We start from the raw sequence: 21,644 nt of genomic DNA, 5'->3' as shown, positions 1-21,644 counted from the left end.
TTTGACTAACTTTTTCTTATCAATTTTTGGAGGTTTTTATGAGAAGCGATGTTATACAAAAAGGTTACGATAAAGCTCCTCATAGGTCTTTGTTGAGGGCTTGCGGTTTTAAAGACGAAGATTTTGGAAAGCCAATAATAGGTGTTGCAAACTCTTACATAGATATAGTCCCAGGCCATGTGCACCTTAGAGAATTTGTAGAACCTATAAAAGATGAGATAAGAAAAGCCGGTGCTATACCAGTGGAGTTTAACGTTATAGGGGTTGATGATGGTATAGCTATGGGACATTACGGCATGCACTATTCTTTGCCAAGCAGAGAGCTTATAGCAGATGCCATAGAAACCGTTGTGGAAGCTCATCAGCTTGATGGTCTTATTTGTATACCAAACTGCGACAAGATAGTCCCGGGTATGCTTATGGGCGCCATGAGGGTAAACGTTCCTACGGTGTTTATAAGCGGTGGACCAATGGCTGCTGGCAAGCTTGGAGATAAAAAAATAGATTTGGTTTCAGTGTTTGAAGGTGTTGGTAAGCTAAACAAAGGTGAAATTACAGAAAAAGAGCTTCTTTTGATAGAGCAGAACGCTTGTCCTTCTTGCGGTTCTTGTTCTGGGCTTTTTACGGCAAATTCTATGAACTGTCTTACCGAAGTGCTAGGTCTTGGACTTCCGGGAAACGGCACCATACTTGCCATAGACCCAAGAAGAGAGATGCTTGCAAGACAAGCGGCAAGACAAGTGGTGGAGCTTGTAAAGATAGATTTAAAACCAAGAGATATTGTCACAAAGGCATCCTTTGATAACGCTTTTAGAGTGGATATAGCAATGGGTGGGTCTTCCAACACGGTGCTTCATCTCTTGGCTATTGCAAGAGAGGCTGGTATAGAGTATAAAATGGAAGACATAGATAAGATTTCAAGAGAAACGCCCACTCTTTGCAAAATATCCCCTTCTTCAGATTATCATATGGATGATCTTGATAGGGCTGGTGGTATAAGCGCCATCATGAAAGAGCTTCTTAGAAATGGTCTTTTGGATGGTAAGCAAAGGACCGTCACCACTAAAACTATAGAAGAAATCGTAAAAGATGTGGATATTTTAGATGAAGATGTCATAAGAAGAGTGGAAAACGCTTATTCAAAAGACGGAGGTCTTGCTATACTCTTTGGCAATTTGGCACCAAAAGGTAGCGTAGTAAAAACTGCCGGTGTGGCCAAAGAGATGCTTCAGTTTAAGGGAAAAGCCATTTGCTTTGACTCTGAGGAAGAGGCCATAGAAGGCATAAGAGGGGGCAAGGTAAAACCTGGGCACGTGGTGGTTATAAGATACGAAGGTCCAAAAGGCGGTCCTGGTATGAGAGAGATGTTGAGTCCCACCTCCACCATTATGGGTATGGGACTTGGAAGCTCTGTAGCTCTTATAACCGATGGAAGGTTTTCAGGTGGTACAAGGGGCGCTTGTATAGGACACATTTCTCCAGAAGCCGCTTCAGGTGGTCCTATAGGTATCATACAAGACGGCGATGAGATACTTATAGATATACCAAATAGAAAACTTGAGCTTTTGATACCTCAAGAGGAGTTTGATGCTCGTTTAAAAGCTTTTAAACCAAAAGAAAAATCTATAAAAAGCTCTTGGCTAAAACGCTATAGGAAATTTGTAAAAGATGCATCAGAAGGGGCGATACTTTCGGCAGATTGATGTTTAAGATAGAAAAAACCGATGGTTTAGCAAGGGCCGGTATACTTTCTACGGCCCATGGGGACATACTTACGCCTGTTTTTATGCCGGTGGGCACAAAGGGTACCGTAAAAGCCATGACCCACCAAATACTTGAAGAGCTTGGTACCCAAATAATACTTGGCAATACCTACCATCTTTATCTAAGACCAGGCCCTGAGCTTATAGAAAAGTTTGGAGGTCTTCATAAATTCATCAATTGGAATAAGCCTATTCTTACGGATAGCGGTGGTTTTCAAGTGTTTTCTTTATCTAAAAAAAATAGTTCAAATGTGAAAATAACAGAAGAAGGAGTGTATTTTAAAGACCATCTTCAAGGAGATAAACATCTTTTTAGTCCAGAGAGGGTGATAGAAATTCAAGAGATTTTTGGTTCTGATATCATTATGCCTATAGATGAGTGTATATCGCTTCCAGCTTCTTACGAATATACAAAAGAAGCTCTTTATAGGACTATAAGATGGTTAGAGCGCTCCAAAAAAGCCAAAAAACGAAAAGACCAAATGCTTTTTGGGATAGTCCAAGGTGGTGAGTATAAAGATTTGAGAAAGCTTTCCGCAAGACTGACTGTAGAGCTTGATATGGATGGTTATTCTATAGGTGGGTTGTCTGTGGGTGAGTCAAAAGATATTATGTATTCTATGACGGCTTACGTTGTGGAAGAACTGCCTTTTGAAAAACCTCATTATCTTATGGGTGTTGGAAAACCAGAGGATATATTAGAAGCCATATCTCTTGGTGTTGACATGTTTGATTGCGTGATTCCTACGAGAAACGCTCGTACTGGGCTTTTATACACATCAAAAGGCGAGCTTGTTTTAAGGCACGAGCGCTACAAAGAAGACCCAAGGCCTATAGACGAAGAGTGTGATTGTTATACGTGTAAAAATTTTTCAAGGGCATATCTTAGGCATCTTTTTATGATGGAGGAAATATCTTCTTACATTTTAAATACCATCCACAATCTTCACTTTTTCTTAAACCTTACCAAAAAAGCAAGAGAATCTATATTGCAAGGTAGGTTTTTGGATTTTAAAAGCGAAATGTTGGAAAAGTTTAATATAAAAAATCATAGCATAAATGTGAGTTAAATCTAAATTTTAAACTATGAATTTGAAATCTTGGAGTTATTATATACAGCTAAGAGCTTACGATGAATCTGGGAATATAAAAGAAGATTCCGCTCTTTACATAGTTGGTCTTCCCATTACTGACGATGTTATGAAGGCTGTAGAGATGGAATGCTATGCTCAAAACTATATACCTCAAGAGTTTGCTATAGCTTACGGCAAGGCTTACGCTATAGGCACAGATATAGATATAAAAAACCTTAGCGATTACAAGTTAAACGCTTACGATAAAGAAACAGACCTATATATATTTAACGAAAACGTTAACTTTCATGAAGGCTTAGAACAGGTTTTTAGGATTTTGTTAGAACAATCTTTTAAAGATTTTGAACCAAGCAAAGTAGAACCGGTTATAGACGTTGGCATTCCTCCGATAGAAACCTTGAGAGAAGTTTTTGATAAGGTTATGGTAGATTATCTTAAGTAAAACATCTCTTTTAGTTTCAGCATTTCTTCTAAAGAAAGTTGGCCTGGAGCGTTTGGTTTTTCCAAATATGCGTAGCTTATAAAAGAACCAAAGATAAACCCAGCGATTCTTGAGATTTTACCAAACTCTCCCATTGATATCAAAATTTTAGGTGTTTTTACATCTTGAGCGCTACACATAAGCCTTGCCACATCCTCGTAGGAATTCGCCTTTAAAGCAATTTTTGGTATATCCCCATACCTTAGAGCTTCTCTTATGGTTTCTTTTATAACGAAGTTTGCGGGTGTCATTTCAAAGTTGTGATAGGAGACTATGAGCTTTTTGTTGTATTCTTTGGAAAGCCTTGATATGTAAGTTATTATATCTGTTGAAGAAAGTTCTATGTCTGTATAATCAGCTAAAGGCATTAGCTTTTCAAACATCTCTACTCTATTTTCCACATAAGCCCCGCCTTCTTTTTCACTTCTTATGGTTAGTATTGTCTCAAAGCCCTTTTCTTTTGCCTTTTGTAAAAGCCCTGATACAAAAGCTATATCTTTGTTGGCAAAAGAGTCCACCCTAAACTCCAATATGTCAGCCTTTTGGGCTTTTGATAAAACCTCATCAAAACGCTCGTCGGTTATAGGTATAGCTATCTTCATCAGAAAGACCTCACATACTCAAGATATTGGTTGTAATTTATTATAAGCTCTTCCATAGAATCTGCGCCGAATTTTTCTAAAATATGATGAGCTATTACAAAACTAAGCATTGCCTCTCCTACTACTGAAGCAGCAGCTATGGCTGTAACATCGCTTCTTTCTTTGCTGGCTTTTATCGGCTCTTTGGATATGATATCTACGCTTCTTAATGGGTTCATAAGAGTAGGTATTGGCTTCATGGCAACCCTTACCACTATGGGCATGCCGTTTGTCATACCGCCTTCTGTACCGCCAAGGTTGTTTGAGTATCTTGTATAACCGTTTTCGTATCCTATTTCGTCCATCACTTCAGAACCAAAAAGCGTAGCTCCTTTAAAACCAAGCCCTATCTCGACCCCTTTTATGGCTTGTATGCTCATCATAGCTTTTGCAATATCACCATCTATTCTTTTGTCACATTGAATATAAGACCCAAGTCCTGGCGGGACGTTTATCGCCACTACTTCAAATATACCCCCAAGGCTTTCTCCTTTTTCTTTTGCTTTGTCTATATACTCTATCACCTCTTGGTCTTTTGAAGGGTCTACAAACCTTATAATGGATTTTTCGGCTTCTTTGGCGTTGATGGCAGGATCGTCTGTGGGGGGATTAGCGCTTATTTTCCCTACACTAAGCACATAGCTATAGACTTCTATGTTTAAAGCTTTTAATAAAAGCTTACAAAAAGCACCTATTGCCACCCTTGAAGCGGTTTCTCTGGCAGAAGCTCTTTCTAAGACGTTTCTTAAATCCTTTTGGTTGTATTTAATGCCACCCACCAAATCAGCATGGCCTGGTCTTGGTCTTGTAAAATCTTTAAAGTCTTCTGGTTTTTGTCCAAAAGGAGCCATCTTGTTTTGCCAGTTTTCCCAATCTTTATTTTTTATCTCTATGGCTATGGGTGCCCCTGTGGTTTTTCCAAACCTAACACCAGATAGTATGTTGGCTTTGTCTTGTTCTATAGCCATCCGCCCTCCTCTTCCATATCCGCCTTGTCTTCTTCTTAGTTCGTTGTTTATGAAATCTATATCCACCTCAAGGTTTGAGGGTAAGCCTTCTAATATAGATATGAGAGCTTGGCCGTGGGACTCTCCTGCACTTAAAAATCTTAAACCCATTTAATAATTATATCAAAAGCCACATACTAAAAGCTATAACTTACGTTAGCGCTAAACATGTAAGGAGCCACCAGTTGATAACCGTTTACGTGGGTGTATATAGGTAGTTGTATATCTGCGCTCACATCGTAGTTTCCAAATTTATACTCTATTCCAGGGGCTACAAAAAGCCTTTGAAATCCGCTGTCGTTTGGTAAAGCATCTGACCCATCACTTGGTCCATAAAGGTGTATTTGAAAAAGACTGTGTTTTGTGTATTTTTTGGCATCATGCTTGGCAACGTGACTTCAAATACACCACATCCGCAAGCACAGGCAAATACTGCTTTTGAAACAAAAAGACTCAACCATTCCCATCTTCTCATGTTAAACCTCCTAAAAATAAATTCATGTTATTATAACATAAAGTATTTGTTAAATTAACTTTATTTTTTCCAAAAATTAGAAGTTTATTGTTTTAGCTTTTAATAGGTTAAAATAAATATCAAAGGATAAAGTGTCTGTAGCTTAATGGATAAAGCGCAGGTCTCCGGAACCTGAGATTGCGGGTTCGAATCCCGCCAGACACGTTTAAAGATTTCCTAAGTAGTTGTTTTTATACCTTACGTAGTTTGAAGCGGATTCTTTTATAAGCTCTATTTCTTCTTGCTTTAAATCTCTTACTATTTTAGCCGGTATTCCAGCCACTAAAACACCGCTTGGTATGTGTTTGTTTGGAGTTATGAGAGCCCTTGCCCCTACCAGTACGAAATCTTCTATGATAGCCCCGTCCATAATTGTAGCTCCCATCCCTACCAACACAAAATTTTTAATGGTGCATCCATGTATTATAGCTCCGTGTCCTATAGTCACATCGTGGCCTATTGTGGTAGGGTGTGTGTCATGGGTTACATGTATTACAGAGTTATCTTGTATGTTTGTCCTATCTCCAATCCTTATGTAGTTTACATCTCCTCTTATGACAGTCCCAAACCACACGCTCACATCGTCTCCTAACTCTACATCCCCTATTACGAATGCGTTATCGGCTATATATACACCAGCGCCTATTTTTGGATAAAAGTTTTTGTAAGCTTTTAACATGAAAAAATATTATATCAGATGTTACTTACATTCAGTGGTGATGATGGTGATGGTGATCGCCGCAGCTAAACCTTGTTAAAAGCTCAAACTTATCGGGAGTTATTAAGGTAAGTTCGTTAGATTCGTATTTTCTTAAAAGCTCATCAAAACTTATTTTATCGTCTTCTCCAAAATACACTTTCATACCGTTTGATATGGCAAGGTTGTAAGCTCCTTGTCCCATGTGAAGGACTATCAGTTCTCTTATGCCAAGAGATAGCAAAAACCTTATCACCATACCGCCCCTTTCTACTGGGTTTCTTAGGGTTTTTATTGTTTTAGAGCTTTTATCGTAAAAAGCAAAAAACTTTACTTCTCCAAAAAGAGGCGATATTCTAAGTGGAGCATTTTCTTTGGGAGCTTTTATGGGTATGGCTACGTGATTTTCGTAGGATTCAAAGCCTTCTGGTAAGGTAAAACTTTCCACCGTTTGAAGCATTTTCATAACACACCTCCTAAAAATTAAAGTTAATAACTACTAACTATAAAGTTAGCTAAAATCGTATATCGAAGTAGGAGTTTTATCATAATTAGTTTTCTTTATCTATTCTATCTTCTTCGTGTTTTACGATTTTAGAAAAAATAACTATCAACAAGCCACCTATTACAACGGTTTCTACAAGCCTCTGAGCGTACATTTTAAATACATTAGGCACTTGGCCAGTTTGAAACATGCAGTTGTAACAATGTGTATGTCCTTGGTAAGGTGTACCTTCTAGCATGTGTACAACATGTAAGATGCTATGCCAAATATTCATTAGTTTATTATAAGTCTATTTGCTTTTAAAAGCTACGACAAGTATTGCCAATATACCCATGGCAAACAGAATAGATAGTATTATTACCACCATCCCTGAGTAGTGAGAAAAGGCCATCTGTTGTTTTGCTATTGCTTTCCACATGTTCATAATATTATTTTACAACAGCAATATAAAATAAATATAAAAAGAGGGCAAAAGCCCTCCAAATATTTTGCTTAAGTGAATCTTCCAAAAGCATCTTTGTTCCAAGATTTGTCTGGAGGTAATTGTTTTACGGCTTCTTTTACCTTGATACCTTTTATCCTCACATGCGCTGTATATTCTATCTGCTTGATGGATTGAGATTGAATTTGAGGGTTTTTATAAACAGTTTGTTGATGTTTTGCTTTTATAAGCATAAAACTAAATATTTTTACATCAAGACCGCTTAGCATAACAAGGTAAAGAGCATGCCCTAAATAAGTTATTATGTCTTCTATATAGGGTAGGGTGCTACCCATATAACCTGTGTTTGATATGAGTTCTTTAAACAAGCTTATAAAATCTTTTTTGGATATCCTGTTTGTGGTGGATTTTATGGCTTGTAGGCTTTGTAGAAATTTTACAAATTCGTCATCTAGTATGCTTGCTTTTAATAAAAGTTCCGTTATGTCCTTATTGTAAAGCGTCTCATATCCTACAAAAGAAGCCCAAGCTTCTATTATGCTTGGTAAATCGTAGCCTATCAAAGACTTTATCTTTGACCTGATATCTTTGTTATCTTGGGATACAAATATCTTTTCTAGAATAGCCTTTTCTTTCATAGTTTTCTCCTTTATGCTATTTCCTCTAAATCTTTTAACACGCTTTGAAGTCTTGGTGTTATCTCTTCTAATATGTCTATAATCTCTAAAAGCAAATTTTTTTGATGAGGATCCTTAGTGTTTTCTACAAGGATTTCTATATCCTCTACAAGCTTTACAAACTTTGGTGTATCTTCTATTAACAAGCTTATTACTTTAAAATCCATAAAACTACCTCCTTTTAAAGCCCCCAACAAGGGGGCAAGATGTGTTTAGGTGTTTGAAAGTTGGTCGCAGGAGCGGTACAATACCACTTGGCCAGTTTTCCTGTCTTTCTTACTTCTTATTTCTGATTCTAATTTTCTTATGACGCATCTTCCTATGTTAACTATATCTTGCTTGCCGGAGTTGGATAGCACCGTTCCTAAGCTTGGGGTTTTAGAGCTTGATTTTCTTCTTTTTTCTAAAGAGTTTATGATATTTTGTATAGTGGCTTCTTGGCTTTGGTCTTTTAACTCTTTTAGAATATCGTTTAAGATGCTTATCTCTTCGGTGGTTTTTGAGCTTTTGATGGAAGTTTTCTTATGAGAAGATACCCTTAATTCTTTTGTCCAAAACTTTAACGCATCTGCTATTATAAGAGCTTGACCGTTTATCACATCTCCAAAGACAAAGTAATATGCATCTTGGTTTTGGGGCAAACTCTGGCCATTTCCCATATCCACTACCGCCACAAACCTCGACAAAAGCTCGTATCCGCCAAACCTTACAAGGTTTTGAACAGCTTTGGTTGACCTCTCAAGGTCAAAGGTTTCTGTGATGGGTGCTACGTGCGGCATTACAAACGTCTTTAGCATAAGCTAAACCTCCTAAAAGTGATATGTTAAATTTCTTTTAAAAGCTTAAAAACCAAGGAAAGCTTGTCCAAAGATGTCTTATATGTAATCTGATATATGTCATTTGAAAATGCTAAGAATTTCAATATATTTTAACCTTTACAAAAACATGTTTTAAGTTAAAATATTTTTATGAGAAGATTTCTAATAACAGGCGGGGCCGGTTTCATAGGCTCAAGAATAGCACTAAGACTTCAAGAGCTTTACCCAAAAGCTTATATCCTCATAGTGGACAACTTTTCTTCTGGACACTTTAAAACTCTTTACGGGTTTAAAGGGGATGTGTTGGAAGGGGATATAAAAGACAAAGAGTTGTGGGATTATTTAAAAAAAGAATACACATCCTTTGAAGCGGTATTTCACAACGGAGCCATCACAGATACTACGGTTCTTGATCAAAAGTTTATGATGGATGTAAATACCAACAGCATGAAATACATAATGGATGCATGTATAAAATGGGATGCCAAACTCATATACGCATCATCGGCTGGGGTTTACGGCAACACCAAAGCCCCTATGAAAGAAGATGAAGGGCTTATACCAGAAAACGTATACGGCTTTTCAAAGCTAATGGCTGATAACCTTGTAAAAAACAAGATGGAAGAATATCCTTCTTTCAAAGCGGTAGGTTTTAGATACTTCAACGTATACGGCATGGGAGAACAATACAAAGGCAAAACCGCCAGTATGATTTATCAACTTGCCATGCAAATGAAATCTGGCAAAAACCCAAGGCTTTTTAAATACGGAGAGCAAAAAAGAGATTTTGTTTACATAGAAGATGTCCTTCAAGCAAACATAAAGGCTTTGGAAAGATACGACGCCACTGGTATATTCAACGTAGGTTATGGTAAGGCAAGAAGCTTCAACGACATAGTAAACATACTAAATAAGCTTATGGGTACAAACTACGAAGTAGAATATTTTGACTGTCCTTACGAATTCTATCAAAACTACACAGAAGCTGATATAAGCTCTATAAAGCAAAAGCTTGGCTATGAGCCAAAGTACGATTTGGAATCTGGGATAGAGCATTATCTTAAAAGCTTAAAAGTGATATGAATTTAAAAGGTATTTTTTGGGTACTGGGAGAACACGACGAACCTTATCTAAAACCAAGGGAAAGCTCTTTAGAACTTGTAGGCAATACGCCTTTGGTAAGGATAAAGAAAGTTTTAGAGGCTTTTGATATAAATCCAAACGTGAAAATATACGCAAAACTTGAATCTACAAACCCAGGTGGGTCTGTAAAAGATAGGGCTGCTCTTTCTATGTTTTTAAACGCTATAAAAAAGGGTATTATAAGTAAAGACAAGGCTGTAATAGATGCCACTTCTGGCAATACGGGTATAGCGCTTGCCATGGTAGGAGCTTCTCTTGGCATAAAGGTAGAACTTGCCATGCCATCAAACGTTAGTGAAGAAAGAAAGAAGATATTGGAAGCTTACGGCGCTATAACCCACTACACTGACCCGCTGGAAGGTACAGATGGGGCTATCTTGTACGTTAGGGACCTTGTAAAGAAATATCCAGATAGGTATGTATATCTTGATCAGTACAACAACCAAGCCAATTGGCAAGCTCACTTTTACTCTACAGGTATAGAGATATACAATCAAACCAAAGGCCAGATTACCCATTTTGTAGCCGGTATAGGCACCGGTGGGACCATAATGGGTACTGGAAGAAGGTTGAAAGTTTACAATCCAAATATAGAAGTTATAGGCATACAACCGGCTTATCCATTCCATGGTATAGAGGGCTTAAAGCATATTGAATCTTCTATAAAACCGGGTATTTTTGATGAAACGTTTTTGGATAGAACAATCTTTGTAGATACAGAAGAAGCTTACGAGCTCACAAGAAGACTAGCCAAAGAAGAAGGGCTTTTTGTAGGACAATCTTCAGGTGCTGCTTTGGCTGGAGCTATTAAACTTGCTAAAGAACTAGAAGAGGGACTTATTGTTACGGTGTTCCCGGATGGCGGGGATAGATATCTCTCTACGAGAGTGTGGGGTAAGTGACATGGAGCTTTTAAACCTTGTAGATATTTTTAAAAGCCAAAAACTTTATACTGTTGAAGAGGATATACCAAAAAGCTTTTGGCAAGGTGCTTTGGATGAAAATGTTGAAGATGTAAAATCTCACCTTAAAATAACGATAGTGCCAAAAGGTTATATGAGATACGAGCTATCTTTGAAATTAGAGGCTACGGTAAGAGCTTTCTGTTCTGTTTGTCTTAAGGATTTTGAGTTTGATATATCTTTGGATGAGGTTTTTGAGCTTTTAGACAAGAGTTTAGAAACATACTCAAAATCGCATATGTTAAAAGAAGAAGAATTTTATACTTATTATATAAATCAGGAAGAATTTGACCCTTCTGAGATTGTTTTAGATGCTCTTGTGGGGGCTATGCCCATAAAACTTTTATGCGAAGAATCTTGTAGCTTGCCATCAAAAGTTGAGCAAGGAAATAAAAGTTTTGCTATACTTAAAGAGTTACTAACTAAGGAGGAAAAAAATGGCGGTACCAAAACGTAGGACTTCTCGCTGGAGAAGAAACCAAAGAAGGGCACAAGCTTTCTTTGCAAAGTTAAAATCTTTTAACGTGGTCAAATGTCCAAATTGCGGAGAGTTTGCAGTACCACACAGAGCTTGTCCTTACTGCGGTTATTACAAAGATAAACAAGTGTTAGAAGTTTAAACTAGCTATAAATGGAAAGCTTTCGTATAGCGCTTGACTGTATGGGGGGTGATTATGCCCCCGATGAAATAGTAAAAGGTGGTATACTAGCTTTAGACGAATTAGACTGTGAAGTTTTGTTTGTAGGGAAAGAAGAACTTATAAAGCAAGTATTGAAAAAATATAAGCTAAGACAAGATATAAAAATTGTAAATTCTGAAGACTCTATAGAGATGAACTCTTCTCCATCTTCTGTGTTGAAAAGAAAAAACTCGTCTTTGTATATAGCTGGTAAGCTTTTAAGAGAAAATCAAGCCGACGCCCTTGTATCCGCTGGCAACACCGGTGCTGTTTTGGCAGTAGGTAAGTTTGTGGTGGGTGCATCGGAGTTTTTAGAAAGGCCTGCTATAGCGGTGGCTCTTCCAAACAAGCTTGGTAAGAAGACTGTGCTCGTGGATGTAGGGGCAAACGTAGATAGTAGACCAAGGCATCTTTTGGATTTTGCCATTATAGGCCATACTTACGCAGAGGAGATACTAGGCGTAAAAAACCCAACTATAGGTATTTTAAGTATAGGAGAAGAAGAAGGGAAAGGTAACGAGCTTGTAAAAGAAACGTTTCCGCTTTTAAAGGAGACAAAGTTAAACTTCAAAGGAAATGCCGAAGGTAGGGATATATACAACGGTACTTTTGACGTTATAGTATGCGATGGATTTGTGGGAAACATAGTCTTAAAAGCATCTGAAAGTCTTGGTATGGCTCTTATAGATATGATAAAAGAAGAGGTTATGAAAAGAAATATAAGCAAGCTTGGGGCTTTTTTGATGAAACCAGCAATAAACGCTTTTAAGAAAAAAGTAGATTTTGAAGAATACGGCGGTACGCCTCTTTTAGGAGCCAAAAAACCTGTCATAATAACACATGGTAGAGCAAATGCAAAAGCTATTAAAAATGCTATAAAGATAGCTAGAGCATTTTTATCTCATCACTTCAACGAAAGAATGAAAGAAAACTTTGTAAAATATATAGAACCTGTCTTAAAGGAGCAATAATGGGCGTATCTATAAAATCTATAGGTGTTTACGTGCCTTCTCATGTTGTCACCAACAACGATTTGGAAAAAAGCATCGATACCTCTGATGAGTGGATTACCACAAGAACTGGTATAAAAAAAAGACACGTAGCAAAAGATGAGTCTATATACGATATGGCTGTAAAGGCTGGTAAGACGGCCCTTGAAAAAGCGGGTTTAGAAGAGGTAGACCTTATAATAGTGGCTACTTTAAGCCCTGAAATGCTTTTTCCTTCTGTGGCTTGTGTGATTCAACAGCATATAAAATCAAGGTTTGCTTTTGATATTTCTGCTGCTTGCAGTGGGTTTCTGTATGGGCTTGATATAGCTAAATCTTATATAGAAAGCTCAAACGTGAATTCGATACTTCTTATAGGGGCAGAAAAACTATCTTCTATAGTGGATTGGACTGATAGGAGCACCTGCGTGCTCTTTGGGGACGGGGCTGGTGCTGCTGTAATCACAAAAGGAGAAGGGGATATACTCTCAAGCGTCATGTTTTCTGATGGGAAGTATAAGGATTTGCTTTACGCTGAAAAGTGCGGTTATATAAAAATGAACGGTAAAGAAGTGTTTAAATACGCTGTAAGAAACATGGAGCTTGCTTGTAAGATGGCCTTAGAAAAGGCAAATTTGAGTATAGATGATATATCGCTCGTAATACCTCACCAGGCTAACATACGAATCATAAATGCCTTGGCTCAAAAATTAAATATTCCTACTCAAAAGGTATATGTAAACATACAAGAGTATGCAAATACCAGCGCTGCTTCTATACCTATTGCTATGTATGAGGCTTTTGAAAAAGGTATATTGAAAAGAAAAGACAAAGTCCTTTTGACTGCGATGGGTGGTGGGCTTACCTGGGGAGCAAGCGTTTTGGAGTTTTGATATGGGTAAGGTTATAAAGTTTAACCAAGATGAAGATTTTAATGAAGAGCACGAAGAAAAAGACCTAAAAGAGAAAGAGACAAACGACAATTTGCAAGACTTCCCACCGTTTTTGAAAGATTTAAGAGAGTATATACTAGGATACTACCCAAATACCATAAGCGATATACTTGGTTTTAGCGGCTTTATTAAAAACGACAGCCCTTATGCATTTGTTGGATACGTGATATGGCAAGATAAAAAGGGCAACTATTCCACAACGCCTTTGATAGCTATGTTTAGAAATCAAGATAAAAGGTTTTCTTTTTTAAACGCTAAAAACCACTATTTTGATCCTACGGTGTTAAAAACTGATATTGAAAATATTGGCATAGATATAGAGGAAATTTACAAGCATCTTGATGAAGAGTTGAAAAAGCTAACTTAAAACACTGCTAAAAATCCAATGGCTTAGTCATAGCTTATAAAGTCTAATAATGTAAATTTTTTCTTATGGAAAAAGAGAGATTGCCAAAAGGACAAAAGTGGATTTCAAAACCTGTAGTTTATGACATAGTAAGAGATATAAAAGATGTAGATTTATCTAAATATAGGTTGAGATTTTTTGGATTTGTGGAAAATCCTTTAGAACTTACTTATGATGAGTTTGTGTCTATGGCAAACGATAAGGTGGTGGCGGATTTTCACTGTGTTACCACTTGGAGCGTAAAGGATATCGTTTGGGAAGGTGTAAAGACCAAAAAGCTATTGGAGCTTGTAAAACCAAAAAAAGAAGCTAAGTTTGTGATGGCTCACTGCCTTGAAGGGTATACCACCAACTTTCCCATAGAATATCTTTACGATGAAAACTCTATACTGGCTTATAAGATGAACGGTGAAATTATTCCCAAAAGGCATGGTTTTCCTATAAGGCTCGTGATACCTTCACTTTATGCATGGAAAAGCGCCAAATACTTAGAAGCGCTTGAATTTATGAGTGAAAATAGAAGAGGCTTCTGGGAGCTAAGAGGATATCACGATATAGGAGACCCTTGGAAAGAAGAGCGTTTTAGCGAAGATTAACTTTATATAAGTCCTGCCGCTTTTAAAAGAAGAGCGTGTTTTAGGCCAAAATCGCTTATTACAAGATAATCTTTTTCAAAAAGCTCCAAAACTTTGTAAAAAATACCTATGCCTGAAACTATAGCTTTTGCTCTTTTGTCCTCTATCTCTTTGTATTTTTTCCTTTCTTCTGTGGGTATTTTTGCCAACGTCCAAAACCAATTTTTTAAAGCTTCAAAAGAAAGAATTTTGCCGTGTATTATGTTGCCGCTGTATGGATAAACATGATAATGAAGGGCTGCTATTGTGGTGATGGTCCCGCCTATGCCTACTACCGTATCAACTGGTTTTAATATTTGTTTTATGCTTTTATCAAGAAAATCAAAAAGTGCTTTTATCTCTTGGTCAGTAGGTGGGTCGTGTTTAAAAAACTCTTCTGTAAGGTTTACTATACCAAAAGGAATAGAGTTTACGGATACTATTTTAGAACCTTTTCCATACACAAACTCTGTAGAACCCCCACCTTGGTCTATTACCACTATGTCTTTTTTTAAGCCCAAAGAAAACGCGCTAGCTTTAAAAGAAAGCTCTCCTTCTTCTTCACCAGATATTATTTTTACGTCTATACCTGCTTCCTCTTTTACCCTTTTTATAAACTCATCAGCGTTTTTAGCTTTTCTTAGAGCTTCTGTGCCAACTGCAACAATGCTTGAAGCTTGGTAGTTATCTATGATGCTTTTAAAATCTTTTAAAGTTTCCAAAGCTTCTTTAATTTTTTCTTCTTTTATAAAACCAGTTTCTTTTACCCCGGTACCTAATTCTACTATATTGCCTTTTTCAAAAAGCACTTCGAAGGGCTCTGTTTTTGCTACACCTAGTCTTATGCTGTAAGAACCTATATCTATAGCTGCTACTATATTTGCCATGCTATTTTTTTAAAAGCCCTAAAATATATCCTATTACAAAACCTATTACAAGGGCACCCGTAAGCCAAACCCCTATAGGATAATAAATAGTATGATAATAATATCCATCTATTGGAGGGCTAAGTTTTAGTGAAAATAGGCTATCTTTGTTTAGCCAAGTGATATAGGCTAGCACGGCTACTATGAGAAAAAACAATATTCCATAAAACATCTTCATAACTTAACCTCTTTTATTATCTCTTCTATTATAATAGAATTTTTCTTTTGGGTGGTATCATCTGTTAATATTCTATGTGGAAAAGCTATAGGGGCTAACTCTATTATGTCAAAAGGTGTTACAAAATCTCTATCCATCAAGAAGGCATAAGATTTGGCTAAGTTTATCATTTGAAGGGCCCCTCTTGGAGAAACGCCTACGTATACATCTTTGTGTTTTCTTGTTTTTTGTACTATAAACATAAGTACATCCGCCACTTCTTCCGATACATGTATATGTTTTACGTGTTTCATGATATCTAAAACATCTTGTTTGGTGAGGGCTGATTGGATATCTGGCAACCTTTCTGAAGGGTCTCCGTTCAAAATCATGGACTTTTCCACTTCGTAGGATGGGTATCCCATAGATATTTTTATCATAAATCTATCTAACTCTGATTCTGGTAATGCAAAGGTGCCGTAGCTGTCCATGGGGTTTTGGGTAGCTATTACACAGAAAACATCTTCTAACTTATGAGTTTTGCCATCTATACTAACGGTTTTTTCTGCCATTGCTTCTAACAATGCGCTTTGAGTTTTAGGCGGTGCTCTATTTATCTCATCCGCAAGTATTATGTTGCTAAATATTGGACCAGCTCTAAATATAAAATCTTTCTTCTTTTCATCGTATATGTATAAACCTACAATATCAGATGGCATCAAATCTGATGTAAACTGAATTCTGCTAAAAGCCAAAGACATGGCTTTTGCCATAGAAATAGCCAACGTAGTTTTACCAACCCCTGGCACATCCTCTATAAGGATATGCCCACCTGCAAAGAAAGCAGCCAAGACGTATCTTATAACTTTATCTTTTCCTTTTACAATTCTTGATATTTCAAATTCTACTTTTTTAGGATTTATCGCCATAAAATTAGATATATTTTATCTTAATATTCTTCTTCTTGCCACATATCTTTTTGATATCTTACTACTTTGTTTCTACCAGATTCTTTTGCTTTGTAAAGGGCTACATCGGCAAATTTTACCGCTTGCCAGAATTTATCAGTATCTGTGGGTATTTCTGATACGCCTATGCTTATTGTCTTTTTCAACGTAGTTTTATTTGGTAAAGATATAACTTTGTTCTCTACATTTTTTCTTATTTTTTCCGCAATTTGCTCGCTTTCTCCTGGTTTTATGTTTGTTAAAAGCACCAAAAACTCCTCGCCGCCAAACCTTATAGGTATATCGGATTCCCTTATTGACTCTTTTATAGCTTGGGCTACTGATTTTAAAATTAAATCCCCGACATCATGACCATAGGTATCGTTTACCTCTTTGAAGTGGTCTATATCCAGCATTAGTATACCCATGGTTTCATCTTTTCTCTTGGCGTTGTTTAATATAGGCTCTATGGCTTCTTCTATGTATCTTCTATTGTAGAAGCCTGTCAACTGGTCTTTTATAGATTGTTCTTTTAACTTTTCCATTAAAAGCTTAGATTCCATAACAGGGATAGCTTCATCTAAATATCCTTTTATATAAGGTATCATCATTTGCACAAAATCTTTCATGTAGTGTTCGTATACAATCTGCAGCACGTTGTGCACGTGTCCGTTTAGATATATGGGAATACAGTAATATTCCAAAGAATCTTCTTGTTTTTGAAATTCGTTATACTCTTTTATAAAACATTTGCATACGTTTGGAAACTCATCGCTATCCACATCTGCACCAGTCCTATAGGCTCTGCAACAGCTGTTGTCCTTTAAAATATCATCTTTGCACCAGAGTTTGTCGGTACCATTTACAAATATTAGCTTCATTTTATCGTAGTTTACTTCGTATAGGCTAAACTTATCCAAAGACATGTAGTGTTCTAGTATTAGGCGTAGCCTTTCGTATATATCTTCTTTAGATCTATCCTTTTCTATGGTTTTTTTGAATTTATATATATTCGCTAGCTCTGTTACTATTTTATCAGTATCTTTTATGGTATTGCCAGAGTTCATAACATCGTAGCCTATAAGTATGAAAGCTTTTTGATGTATGCTGTTTAAAGCGTTATGCAGTATATCTACCATTTTGTTAAAAAATATTACTACCTTACCAGCTTCATCTAATAGTTCATTGTTCTCTAACATGCCAACATCACTTATCTTAGCTTCTTCAAATCTACCTTCTTGTAGCAATCCAAAGTTTTTTATGAGCTTATTAAACATATTTATGTAAGGTTTTGAGAATCTGAAAATGGAATAAGATATAGCTCCAAAAAGCCCAACAAATATCAACAGTGTTGTTAACATTACTAAAAACGCTTTATATCTTATGTCTGTAGCGTCAAGTGTTATATCTATAGCGCCTAGTACTTGGCCGTTTTGAACTTCATGACACTGAAGGCAATTCACTATGCCTTTGTTTGAAGCTTTGTATGGGATTATATCTCTAACTAAGACCTTTGACGGACTTTCGTATATTTTGTAAACGGGCTTTCCCGTTAAAAGCACAAGTTTTTCTAAGTTGTCTATGGGTTGCTCTGTTGGAAGCCCTGGCCCAAATTGTTTATCTACTGCTTCCCCTCTTACTATATGTATATTTGTTATGCCTTTTACTCGTTCTAATCTTTTGATGTAGGATTCTCTATCTTTGATAACACCCATCACCATTAAAGATGTCAACCCATCTCTCACAATGCCAGCGACGGTATTGGCTTTTGATAATGCGTATCTTATGCCTTGCTCTCTGAAGGATATGGCAAATATACTCTCCATTATAATAACAGTTGATATCATAAGCACAAGTAGTCTAAATACAAGCTTATGAGTTATTGATGTGGCTATAAACCTTTTTATTTTGTAAAACAATTGCATACTCATATATTATATTACAAAACAAGCCTATAAAGTGTATTATTTTTCTCTGTATACACTAAATATAAAAAATCCTCCCAATAAAAACATAACTGCTAATATGGCTATTAAAGCTTTTATATATATCATTCCATTTTCGTAAATACGTATATAAACCCAAATACTATAGGTATAAATATAGGTGCTATCACAAAAGCCCAAAAACTAAATTTTTCCATAAAGAGCACACCTCCTTAGTATTATTATAACCAACCATTGTGCAAATTTTATAAATTTTTGTGATATAATCTTTTCTATGGATATAATAAGTATGATGAAACAGCTTAAAAGCTTAGAGACAGAGTATGAGAAACTAAAAACTGAACTTGCTTCTAAAGAGCATATGTTAGAACGAGCAGGTATTACTATGAAGTTTGACGGTCTTGGCAATATAAAAGATTTTAGCATATCAGAAGATGTGGCTTCAAAACCTATAGCAGAATTTAAAGATGACCTTAAAAGTCTCATAGAAGAATATCAAGATATGGTAAAAGAAAATCTTACTAAAGCTATGAAAGATAGATTTTTAGGGAGTCTTCCTTTTGGCTTTTGAGGATTTTATACCAAGAAACCTTCTAAAGGCTTTAGAAGATATAAAAAACATACCTGGGTATGGAGAGAAAAACGCCTCAAGGTTTGTATATGGCTTTTTAAAGTTAGATGAAATAAAAAAAGAGAGCATAGTAAAAAGCTTAGAAAATCTTTTTTCTATAAGGCAATGTAAAGAGTGTAACATACTTACAGATCAAGAGGTTTGTGCTATATGCTCTAATCCAAAAAGAAGCAAAAAATACATAGCTGTAGTAGAAGAATCTCAAGATGCTTATAAGATAGAAAAACTGGAGCGTTTTAAAGGCGTATATCATATTTTGGGCGGTCGTATAAGTCCATTAGAGGGTATAGCACCAGAAGATTTGAGTATAGAGCTTTTAAAAGAAAGAATAAAGAAACACAACCCAAAGGAGATAATAATAGCTACCAATCCAAACCCTGAAGGTGAGGCCACAGCTAATTATCTTATAAGAATACTAAAACACTACAATGTAAAAATAACCCGCATAGCTACAGCTATTCAGTTTGGCACTCTAATAGAGTATGTAGATGACCTATCTTTGGAAGAAAGCATAGAAAGAAGAGTTTGACTTTATTGTTCTTCGTACGTTACTCCCATCAACCTTGCAAGTTCTTTTGGATCTGGGCTATACTTTAGAGCATCTTCTTTTGTTATAAGCCCCATACCATATAGTTTTTTCAAATGCTGATTCATGGTTTGCATACCAGTTTGCGCTTGGCCTGATTGCATCAAAGCGTAAGCTTGCGGTAGCTTGTTTTCTTTTATCAAGTTTCTTATACCCGCATTGGGTATTAAAAGCTCGTAAGCCAAAACTCTACCACCGCCTATTTTAGGTAAAAGCCTTTGAGATATAATACCTTGTAAAGAGATGGAAAGCTGTGTCCTTATTTGATCTTTTTCTTCTGCACTAAATACATCCACAATTCTATTTATAGTGGATATGGCTGTGTTTGTGTGAAGCGTTCCAAATACCAAGTGACCCGTTTCAGCCGCCCTTAGAGCCATTTCTATGGTTTCTCTATCCCTCATTTCTCCTACTAATATTACATCTGGGTCTTCTCTTAAAGCACTTCTTAGAGCGTCGGAAAAACTTGGCACGTCTTGGCCTAATTCACGTTGGTTTACTATGCCTTTGCTATGTTTAAAAAGATATTCTATGGGGTCTTCCACTGTTATAACATGAACGGGTTCATTGTCAAGTATATACTGTATCATTGACGCCAAAGTGGTGGATTTACCGCTACCAGTAGGACCTGTTACAAGCACGAGCCCCATACTTCTTTTTGTAAGTTCTAACACCTTTGCGTCCAATCCTAATTTTGTAATATCTTTTATCTCGCTAGATAAGTATCTCAAAACCATGCTTATGGAGTCTCTTTGCCTAAACACGTTTACACGAAATCTGCCTAAACTGTAAATACCTATAGAAAAATCTACCGCATTTTTTTCTTCAAATACTTTTTTATATTTTTCAAGCATGATACCGTAGGCAAGTGTTTGTGTATCTTCAGGGGTAAGTACGTCGTACTCTTCTAAGAATCTTATTTTGCCGTCTACTCTTATGGCAGGTTTAGAGCCTGCTACTACATGAATATCGCTTCCTTTATTTTTTACAAGAATCTCTGTTAACGTCCCTATATCAAGTTGCATAAGCTCCTCCTTATCTTAATCTTGTATAGATACTCTTAACACCTCTTCTAAAGAGGTTATACCTTTGTTTACTTTTATTATACCAGACTGAAACAACGTCTTCATACCCTTTTTAACAGCCAACTCTCTTATTTCTTCTGTGGTTTTCCTTTGGTTTATAGCATCTCTTATTTCGTTATCTACAAACATGAGTTCTGCTATGACGGTTCTTCCTTTGTAACCTAAATGGTTGCAGTGCTCACAACCTTGCTTGTTTGCTTTATATATTATATCAGCGGTGATGCCGTAGTATTCTCTTTTTTCCTTTGTGGGCTCATACGGTATTTTGCAGTATGGACACAACTTTCTAACAAGCCTTTGGGCAGATACCGCCAAAAGCGAAGATGATATTAAAAACGGTTCTATGCCCATGTCTATAAGTCTTGCCACTGTGCTTGGCGCGTCGTTTACATGGAGCGTTGATAAGACTAAGTGCCCAGTAAGAGAGGATTTTATAGCTATCTCAGCCGTTATGGCGTCTCTTATTTCACCTACAAGCATAATATCTGGGTCTTGCCTTAAAAACGACCTTAAAACTGCCTCAAAAGTCCTCCCTACTTTTTCATCTATTTGAACTTGATTAATTCCTGGTATATTTATCTCTACCGGGTCTTCGGCGGTGACTATGTTTACATTTTCTTTGTTTAAGTCTTGTAATATTGAATAAAGCGTTGTGGTTTTCCCGCTACCTGTTGGCCCTACCACCAGTATTATTCCATAAGGTTTGGTGTAAGTTTGCTTTAATTTTTCTACTTCATCTTCTTCAAATCCAAGCGTTTCTAGTTTTAAAGCTGAAAATTCATCGGGAAACTGTACTCTCATTACTATTTTTTCACCAAATATTGTGGGAAGCGTTGATAATCTTAGTTGAACCTTTTTGTTTGATATCCTTACTTTTATGACTCCGTCTTGAGGTTTTCTTCTTTCTGATATATCAAGGTTTGCTATAACTTTCAATCGCGATATCAATGGATCCTTAATATTAACTGGCAGAGAATCCG

Annotated in this window: 29 protein-coding genes and 1 tRNA gene; 14 read left to right on the top strand and 16 right to left on the bottom strand. The window is 36.6% G+C overall.

The window, feature by feature from the left end:
- Positions 1 to 38: 38 nt before the first annotated feature.
- Genes ilvD through ACP5S8_RS03525 form a run of 3 tightly spaced genes read left to right on the top strand, consistent with a single transcriptional unit; the run spans position 39 to position 3,299 of the window.
- Complete coding sequence (ilvD, locus tag ACP5S8_RS03535; RefSeq protein ID WP_461875722.1) at positions 39 to 1,703, top strand: dihydroxy-acid dehydratase; 1,665 nt, start codon at positions 39 to 41, stop codon at positions 1,701 to 1,703.
- Positions 1,703 to 2,833 (top strand): tRNA guanosine(34) transglycosylase Tgt, encoded by a 1,131-nt coding sequence (tgt, locus tag ACP5S8_RS03530; RefSeq protein WP_461875720.1) that lies wholly within the window; start codon positions 1,703 to 1,705, stop codon positions 2,831 to 2,833. Before ilvD ends, tgt begins: the two co-directional genes overlap by 1 nt.
- Before the next feature lie 16 nt (positions 2,834 to 2,849).
- Positions 2,850 to 3,299, top strand: coding sequence for a hypothetical protein (locus tag ACP5S8_RS03525; RefSeq protein ID WP_461870824.1), 450 nt, complete (start codon positions 2,850 to 2,852; stop codon positions 3,297 to 3,299).
- Here ACP5S8_RS03525 and aroD read toward each other — a convergent pair.
- The 3 genes from aroD to ACP5S8_RS03510 all read right to left on the bottom strand — a co-directional run bounded on the left by aroD (position 3,287) and on the right by ACP5S8_RS03510 (position 5,461).
- The gene (gene aroD, locus ACP5S8_RS03520; RefSeq protein ID WP_461875719.1) at positions 3,287 to 3,940 is read right to left on the bottom strand and encodes a type I 3-dehydroquinate dehydratase; all 654 of its coding nucleotides are present in this window, start codon (positions 3,938 to 3,940) and stop codon (positions 3,287 to 3,289) included. The genes ACP5S8_RS03525 and aroD overlap by 13 nt on opposite strands.
- The gene (gene aroC / locus ACP5S8_RS03515) at positions 3,940 to 5,097 is read right to left on the bottom strand and encodes a chorismate synthase (RefSeq protein WP_461875718.1); all 1,158 of its coding nucleotides are present in this window, start codon (positions 5,095 to 5,097) and stop codon (positions 3,940 to 3,942) included. The genes aroD and aroC overlap by 1 nt, the downstream gene beginning before the upstream one ends.
- Before the next feature lie 160 nt (positions 5,098 to 5,257).
- The gene (locus tag ACP5S8_RS03510) at positions 5,258 to 5,461 is read right to left on the bottom strand and encodes a hypothetical protein (protein ID WP_461875717.1); all 204 of its coding nucleotides are present in this window, start codon (positions 5,459 to 5,461) and stop codon (positions 5,258 to 5,260) included.
- 131 nt (positions 5,462 to 5,592) lie between these two features.
- Here ACP5S8_RS03510 and ACP5S8_RS03505 point away from each other — a divergent pair.
- Positions 5,593 to 5,665 (top strand) — tRNA-Arg (locus ACP5S8_RS03505).
- A 1-nt stretch (position 5,666) separates the two neighbouring features.
- On the opposite strand, the gene ACP5S8_RS03500 is transcribed toward ACP5S8_RS03505, so the two are convergent.
- From ACP5S8_RS03500 to ACP5S8_RS03470, 7 genes are all read right to left on the bottom strand, one after another.
- Entirely contained in the window at positions 5,667 to 6,179 is a 513-nt protein-coding gene (locus ACP5S8_RS03500; protein ID WP_461875716.1) for a gamma carbonic anhydrase family protein, read from the bottom strand.
- A gap of 31 nt (positions 6,180 to 6,210) precedes the next feature.
- Positions 6,211 to 6,663 carry a NifB/NifX family molybdenum-iron cluster-binding protein gene (locus ACP5S8_RS03495; RefSeq protein ID WP_461875714.1) on the bottom strand — a complete coding sequence of 151 codons (453 nt, stop codon included), beginning with the start codon at positions 6,661 to 6,663 and terminating at the stop codon, positions 6,211 to 6,213.
- A gap of 85 nt (positions 6,664 to 6,748) precedes the next feature.
- Positions 6,749 to 6,976 carry a hypothetical protein gene (locus ACP5S8_RS03490; RefSeq protein WP_461875712.1) on the bottom strand — a complete coding sequence of 76 codons (228 nt, stop codon included), beginning with the start codon at positions 6,974 to 6,976 and terminating at the stop codon, positions 6,749 to 6,751.
- A 15-nt stretch (positions 6,977 to 6,991) separates the two neighbouring features.
- A complete protein-coding gene (locus ACP5S8_RS03485; protein ID WP_461875711.1) occupies positions 6,992 to 7,126 on the bottom strand; it encodes a hypothetical protein in 135 nt (44 codons plus the stop codon).
- A gap of 68 nt (positions 7,127 to 7,194) precedes the next feature.
- Complete coding sequence (locus ACP5S8_RS03480; RefSeq protein WP_461875709.1) at positions 7,195 to 7,782, bottom strand: hypothetical protein; 588 nt, start codon at positions 7,780 to 7,782, stop codon at positions 7,195 to 7,197.
- An 11-nt stretch (positions 7,783 to 7,793) separates the two neighbouring features.
- Complete coding sequence (locus ACP5S8_RS03475) at positions 7,794 to 7,988, bottom strand: hypothetical protein (protein ID WP_461875708.1); 195 nt, start codon at positions 7,986 to 7,988, stop codon at positions 7,794 to 7,796.
- A 45-nt stretch (positions 7,989 to 8,033) separates the two neighbouring features.
- On the bottom strand, positions 8,034 to 8,618 hold the full coding sequence (locus ACP5S8_RS03470; protein WP_461875706.1) for a hypothetical protein: 585 nt from the start codon (positions 8,616 to 8,618) through the stop codon (positions 8,034 to 8,036).
- Positions 8,619 to 8,789: 171 nt separating this feature from the next.
- Here ACP5S8_RS03470 and rfaD point away from each other — a divergent pair, with 171 nt between their 5' ends.
- The 8 genes from rfaD to ACP5S8_RS03430 all read left to right on the top strand — a co-directional run bounded on the left by rfaD (position 8,790) and on the right by ACP5S8_RS03430 (position 14,368).
- A complete protein-coding gene (rfaD, locus tag ACP5S8_RS03465) occupies positions 8,790 to 9,722 on the top strand; it encodes an ADP-glyceromanno-heptose 6-epimerase (RefSeq protein WP_461870865.1) in 933 nt (310 codons plus the stop codon).
- Positions 9,719 to 10,684: a cysteine synthase B gene (cysM, locus tag ACP5S8_RS03460; protein ID WP_461875704.1), complete on the top strand. Its 966-nt coding sequence runs from the start codon at positions 9,719 to 9,721 to the stop codon at positions 10,682 to 10,684. Before rfaD ends, cysM begins: the two co-directional genes overlap by 4 nt.
- A gap of 1 nt (position 10,685) precedes the next feature.
- Positions 10,686 to 11,201 carry a YceD family protein gene (locus ACP5S8_RS03455; protein WP_461875703.1) on the top strand — a complete coding sequence of 172 codons (516 nt, stop codon included), beginning with the start codon at positions 10,686 to 10,688 and terminating at the stop codon, positions 11,199 to 11,201.
- Positions 11,182 to 11,364, top strand: a complete 183-nt coding sequence (gene rpmF / locus ACP5S8_RS03450) for a 50S ribosomal protein L32 (protein ID WP_461870862.1) — start codon at positions 11,182 to 11,184, stop codon at positions 11,362 to 11,364. The genes ACP5S8_RS03455 and rpmF overlap by 20 nt, the downstream gene beginning before the upstream one ends.
- Before the next feature lie 11 nt (positions 11,365 to 11,375).
- Positions 11,376 to 12,395, top strand: coding sequence for a phosphate acyltransferase PlsX (gene plsX / locus ACP5S8_RS03445; RefSeq protein ID WP_461870861.1), 1,020 nt, complete (start codon positions 11,376 to 11,378; stop codon positions 12,393 to 12,395).
- On the top strand, positions 12,395 to 13,306 hold the full coding sequence (locus ACP5S8_RS03440) for a beta-ketoacyl-ACP synthase III (protein WP_461870860.1): 912 nt from the start codon (positions 12,395 to 12,397) through the stop codon (positions 13,304 to 13,306). The genes plsX and ACP5S8_RS03440 overlap by 1 nt, the downstream gene beginning before the upstream one ends.
- Position 13,307: 1 nt before the next feature.
- Positions 13,308 to 13,733 (top strand): hypothetical protein, encoded by a 426-nt coding sequence (locus ACP5S8_RS03435; RefSeq protein ID WP_461875702.1) that lies wholly within the window; start codon positions 13,308 to 13,310, stop codon positions 13,731 to 13,733.
- Between the two features lie 65 nt (positions 13,734 to 13,798).
- Positions 13,799 to 14,368 (top strand): sulfite oxidase-like oxidoreductase, encoded by a 570-nt coding sequence (locus tag ACP5S8_RS03430; RefSeq protein WP_461875701.1) that lies wholly within the window; start codon positions 13,799 to 13,801, stop codon positions 14,366 to 14,368.
- 2 nt (positions 14,369 to 14,370) lie between these two features.
- On the opposite strand, the gene ACP5S8_RS03425 is transcribed toward ACP5S8_RS03430, so the two are convergent.
- From ACP5S8_RS03425 to ACP5S8_RS03410, 4 genes are read right to left on the bottom strand one after another with little or no spacing between them, the layout of a single operon-like run.
- Positions 14,371 to 15,273 carry a Ppx/GppA phosphatase family protein gene (locus ACP5S8_RS03425; RefSeq protein WP_461875700.1) on the bottom strand — a complete coding sequence of 301 codons (903 nt, stop codon included), beginning with the start codon at positions 15,271 to 15,273 and terminating at the stop codon, positions 14,371 to 14,373.
- A gap of 1 nt (position 15,274) precedes the next feature.
- Entirely contained in the window at positions 15,275 to 15,490 is a 216-nt protein-coding gene (locus ACP5S8_RS03420; RefSeq protein ID WP_461870856.1) for a hypothetical protein, read from the bottom strand.
- Positions 15,487 to 16,398 carry an AAA family ATPase gene (locus ACP5S8_RS03415; protein ID WP_461875699.1) on the bottom strand — a complete coding sequence of 304 codons (912 nt, stop codon included), beginning with the start codon at positions 16,396 to 16,398 and terminating at the stop codon, positions 15,487 to 15,489. Before ACP5S8_RS03415 ends, ACP5S8_RS03420 begins: the two co-directional genes overlap by 4 nt.
- A 20-nt stretch (positions 16,399 to 16,418) precedes the next feature.
- A complete protein-coding gene (locus ACP5S8_RS03410) occupies positions 16,419 to 18,341 on the bottom strand; it encodes a GGDEF domain-containing protein (RefSeq protein WP_461875698.1) in 1,923 nt (640 codons plus the stop codon).
- Positions 18,342 to 18,636: 295 nt separating this feature from the next.
- On the opposite strand from ACP5S8_RS03410, the gene ACP5S8_RS03405 reads away from it, so the two are divergent.
- The gene (locus ACP5S8_RS03405) at positions 18,637 to 18,933 is read left to right on the top strand and encodes a hypothetical protein (protein WP_461875697.1); all 297 of its coding nucleotides are present in this window, start codon (positions 18,637 to 18,639) and stop codon (positions 18,931 to 18,933) included.
- The gene (gene recR, locus ACP5S8_RS03400) at positions 18,923 to 19,522 is read left to right on the top strand and encodes a recombination mediator RecR (protein WP_461875696.1); all 600 of its coding nucleotides are present in this window, start codon (positions 18,923 to 18,925) and stop codon (positions 19,520 to 19,522) included. Before ACP5S8_RS03405 ends, recR begins: the two co-directional genes overlap by 11 nt.
- Before the next feature lie 2 nt (positions 19,523 to 19,524).
- Here recR and ACP5S8_RS03395 read toward each other — a convergent pair whose 3' ends face one another.
- On the bottom strand, positions 19,525 to 20,604 hold the full coding sequence (locus ACP5S8_RS03395; RefSeq protein WP_461875694.1) for a type IV pilus twitching motility protein PilT: 1,080 nt from the start codon (positions 20,602 to 20,604) through the stop codon (positions 19,525 to 19,527).
- Between the two features lie 15 nt (positions 20,605 to 20,619).
- Positions 20,620 to 21,644: GspE/PulE family protein (locus ACP5S8_RS03390; protein ID WP_461875693.1), on the bottom strand; the 1,025-nt coding region annotated here is incomplete at its 5' end.

It is taken from the genome of Hydrogenobaculum sp., assembly GCF_049967395.1.
Taxonomy (GTDB): domain Bacteria; phylum Aquificota; class Aquificia; order Aquificales; family Aquificaceae; genus Hydrogenobaculum.
This window is presented reverse-complemented; position numbering and strand designations above follow the sequence as displayed.